The 3,663-nt window shown below is 46.4% G+C and carries 5 protein-coding genes; 4 read left to right on the top strand and 1 reads right to left on the bottom strand.

Going from position 1 to position 3,663, the window contains the following annotated elements:
* Positions 1 to 493: 493 nt before the first annotated feature.
* The gene (locus tag IM485_RS16295; protein WP_104396804.1) at positions 494 to 823 is read right to left on the bottom strand and encodes an NAD(P)H-quinone oxidoreductase subunit M; all 330 of its coding nucleotides are present in this window, start codon (positions 821 to 823) and stop codon (positions 494 to 496) included.
* A gap of 411 nt (positions 824 to 1,234) precedes the next feature.
* Here IM485_RS16295 and rpsO point away from each other — a divergent pair, with 411 nt between their 5' ends.
* The 4 genes from rpsO to IM485_RS16315 form a co-directional block, all read left to right on the top strand.
* Positions 1,235 to 1,504 carry a 30S ribosomal protein S15 gene (rpsO, locus tag IM485_RS16300; RefSeq protein ID WP_002738807.1) on the top strand — a complete coding sequence of 90 codons (270 nt, stop codon included), beginning with the start codon at positions 1,235 to 1,237 and terminating at the stop codon, positions 1,502 to 1,504.
* A gap of 24 nt (positions 1,505 to 1,528) precedes the next feature.
* Positions 1,529 to 1,993, top strand: coding sequence for a PAM68 family protein (locus IM485_RS16305; RefSeq protein ID WP_008201436.1), 465 nt, complete (start codon positions 1,529 to 1,531; stop codon positions 1,991 to 1,993).
* A gap of 58 nt (positions 1,994 to 2,051) precedes the next feature.
* Positions 2,052 to 3,107 carry a 3-deoxy-7-phosphoheptulonate synthase gene (gene aroF / locus IM485_RS16310; protein ID WP_002750796.1) on the top strand — a complete coding sequence of 352 codons (1,056 nt, stop codon included), beginning with the start codon at positions 2,052 to 2,054 and terminating at the stop codon, positions 3,105 to 3,107.
* Positions 3,108 to 3,171: 64 nt separating this feature from the next.
* Positions 3,172 to 3,663 (top strand): Uma2 family endonuclease (locus IM485_RS16315; protein WP_287744353.1); only part of this gene is annotated, 492 nt, incomplete at its 3' end.

Below are 3,663 nucleotides of genomic sequence, written 5' to 3' on the forward strand. Positions count from 1 at the left end.
ACAGACATGGCTTTTTTTCTCCCCTCGCTCTACGGCACTCACTGCTTTCTGTCTTAAATCATCACTATAGGGTGCTGCCATGAAAGCTTCTCCTCATTTCTTTTTCTCTATTATGTCCTAACTATCCCGCTCTTTGCTATAACATCGGATTTCAACAGGTCAAAAGCCTTATTTTAAAAGGGTTTTACCATTATTCAGCAAGCCCTAATTATCTTTTCTATAAGTAGGCTACGGTTTTTGAAAAACGGTAAGTACCTAAGCAAAATTAATTACACATATCTAACCACCTCTTGCCTCTTGCCTCTTGCCTCTTGCCTATCTTCACTAGGAAATTAATTTTGCACGACTACTTATTGGTATAGCTCAAATTTTACGCAAATATATTAAGCGACCACCAAAACCACAAGAGTGACTGGCAATTGTATCGCTTCATTGGCGCGATGCAAATTCCCCACCTGCCTAGATGTCCGGGTGGGGACTGACGCGGGATCATTCACGCTAATTTCGGTAAACCCATACTATAGTTCTGGACTCTGGCATTGAGATTATAGCTAATTTCGCCTTTTTGCAGGAGAGAACGGATAAAGTGTTCTAGATCTGAACCGATGCGACGGAGATTATATTCGCTCAGTTCTTCCCCATTGTAGCACTCTACCAATTCATCAAACTTACTATAAACCTTATTGAGAGCCACTTCTTCCCAATTAAATTCATTATCGGGATCCACATCAAGAGTCAAAACATTGTTACTCTCGATCAATTGATTATTTTTTACTTCAGCCGTATAAATGCGAATATGACGGGTCGTGGATTTTAACAGCATGGAATCTTCAGGGTAAGTTAGACGCTATGTCTAAGATTTTGCCATGATTTGCGGCAATGGGGAATTGGGGAATTGGGGAAGTGGGGGTGTGGGGTGTGGGGTGTGGGGTGTGGGGTGTGGGGTGTGGGGTGTGGGGTGTGGGGTGTAGGGTGTGGGGTGTGGGGTGTGGGGTGTGGGGTGTGGGGTGTGGGGTGTGGGAATTATGGATTATGAAGTGGGGTAGATGGGGAAGTGGGGAAGCTGTCTCATCTCACCCTATCACCCTATCACCCCAAAACCCTATCACCCCAAAACCCTATCACCCCAAAACCCTATCACCCCAAAACCCTATTACCCGAACAATGTTTACGGATTGACTGGAAACGTGATACTATGATAGGTTGCAGTGTTTAAGCAAAGATCACGAGTCCTATGGCCTTAACCCAGACCAAAAAACAAGAACTAATCAGCCAATATCAGGCCCACGAAACCGATACAGGATCATCGGAGTTACAAGTAGCTTTCTTAACCGAGAGAATCAACCAACTGACCGAACACCTGAAAGCTAACCCGAAAGACCACGCTTCCCGCCGGGGATTACTCCAGATGATCGGTCGTCGTCGGGGACTGTTAACCTATATTCAGAAGAAAGATCAACAACGTTATCAAACCCTGATCGGTCGTCTCGGAATTCGCCGTTAAGCTTACCCCCCTTGCATCCCTACCATGGCCTCTGAATCGAAATCGACGGAGAAAAAAGAGCGTCTTCCCTTTGAGCCGCGCCAAAATAAGCGAAAAACCCCGAAAATTGCCCCTAGTCCCGTGCCACCGCCGATAAAGACTCGCTCCGAGGAAACCAGCTTAAAGGCAATTCCGCAAGCGGTCAGTCAACGGATGGCCAAACGGATGGCGGTATTTTGTGGCATTCCGACAGTATTGGGGATAACTTCCTTTTTTGGCTTCTACTGGATTATTAGCCACAATCTTCTCGAAATCCCTTCCTACGTCGCCATGCTCGTCAGTTTAAGCCTATTTGGTCTAGGTTTTATCGGTCTGAGTTATGGCATCTTCTCCGCTTCTTGGGACGAGGATCGGGTCGGGGATTGGCTAGGATGGCAAGAATTTCAAGCTAATTTTGGCAGAACGATCGCTGCTTGGCGGTCCGGCAAAAAAGAAGTGGAAGAAAAATAGATAACCTCTAGAAATCGTCAACAATAGAGATTAAAGGAAAAAATAAAGGGTTAATGCCATGATTATTGTCATGAAAGTTGGTTCCCCGGAAATTGAAATCGAGCGCGTCAGTGCCGAATTCGAGGCATGGGGATTAAGTCCTGAAAAAATCGTCGGTAAGCATAAAGTTGTCATCGGTTTAGTCGGAGAAACCAGGGAATTAGACCCCCTACAAATCCAAGAACTAAGCCCTTGGATCGAAACCGTCCTGCGAGTCGAACAACCCTTCAAACGCGCCTCTTTAGAATACCGTCACGGGGAATACAGCGAGGTTTTAGTCCCCACTCCTAACGGTGTTATCCCCATCGGCAGAAATCATACCGTTAGCATTGTCGCCGGCCCCTGTTCGGTGGAAAATGAAGCGATGATCGTGGAAACTGCCAAACGAGTGGCGGCAGCCGGAGCGCAATTCCTCCGGGGTGGTGCCTACAAACCCCGCACTTCTCCCTATGCTTTCCAAGGTCACGGGGAAAGCGCTTTGGAATTACTAGCGGCGGCTAGAGATGCCAGTGGTTTGGGTATTATCACGGAAGTAATGGACGCAGCGGATCTCGATAAGATTGTCGAAATAGCCGACGTGGTGCAAGTGGGGGCGCGCAATATGCAGAATTTTTCCCTCCTGAAAAAAGTTGGGGCGCAACCGAAACCAGTCCTACTCAAGCGCGGCATGGCGGCCACTATTGAAGATTGGTTGATGGCGGCAGAATATATCCTCGCGGCAGGAAATAGCAATGTCATTCTCTGCGAACGCGGTATCCGCACCTTTGACAGTAAATATACTCGCAATACCCTAGATTTATCCTGTATTCCCGTTTTAAGAACTTTAACCCACCTGCCGATCATGATCGATCCTAGCCACGGTACGGGTAAATGGGAATATGTCCCGACCATGGCCATGGCTTCCCTGGCAGCTGGGGCTGATTCCTTGATGATCGAGGTGCATCCTAACCCAGCCAAGGCCCTATCTGATGGGCCGCAATCCTTGACCCCCGACCGATTCGATCGATTAACTCAGGAGTTAGCGGTCATTGGTAAGACGATCGGGCGTTGGCCCCAGGTTCCGGCACTGGTTTAATAAGATAATAAGGGGGTGAATCAACCCCCTTTTTTGGGCATAAATTTCGCTTTTCGGGGCAGTTATGGTGACAGTTCCTCTGGAGTTAAATACTGAGCAAATTAGGGGCGAAAAACGGGTAGTTTTTAATCATCTCAGTTGGTTATCCTATCGGCAAATTTTACAGGCCCTAGGGGAAAATAATCGCGCCCATTTATTTTATGATCGTGGCACTTTAGAGATTACTATGCCCCTAGAAGAACACGAGTTTTATCGAGAATTAATTGGACGTTTTATCTATTTTTTAGTGTCCGAATTGGGTTTAAAAATTAAAAGTCTGGGTTCCACAACTCTAGCTAGGGAAGATTTAGAACGAGGGGCAGAACCTGACAATGCTTACTATATTCAAAATCAAGCTAAAGTGCTAGGAAAAAGAATTAATTTAACTGAAGATCCGCCCCCAGATTTAGTGGTGGAAGTGGATATAACCCACACGGATATTAATAAATTAGCACTTTATGCCCGTTTGGGAGTGCCGGAATTATGGCGTTTTAATGGACAAATCTGGCGCATTTAT

It is taken from the genome of Microcystis sp. M169S2, assembly GCF_020245865.1.
Lineage (GTDB): Bacteria > Cyanobacteriota > Cyanobacteriia > Cyanobacteriales > Microcystaceae > Microcystis > Microcystis ichthyoblabe_A.

Excerpts from the sequence above, each read along its gene's own strand:
- IM485_RS16295 (WP_104396804.1), bottom strand. The coding sequence starts at position 823 with ATGCTGTTAAAATCCACGACCCGTCATATTCGCATTTATACGGCTGAA.
- aroF (WP_002750796.1), top strand. The coding sequence starts at position 2,052 with ATGATTATTGTCATGAAAGTTGGTTCCCCGGAAATTGAAATCGAGCGC.
- rpsO (WP_002738807.1), top strand. The coding sequence starts at position 1,235 with ATGGCCTTAACCCAGACCAAAAAACAAGAACTAATCAGCCAATATCAG.
- IM485_RS16305 (WP_008201436.1), top strand. The coding sequence starts at position 1,529 with ATGGCCTCTGAATCGAAATCGACGGAGAAAAAAGAGCGTCTTCCCTTT.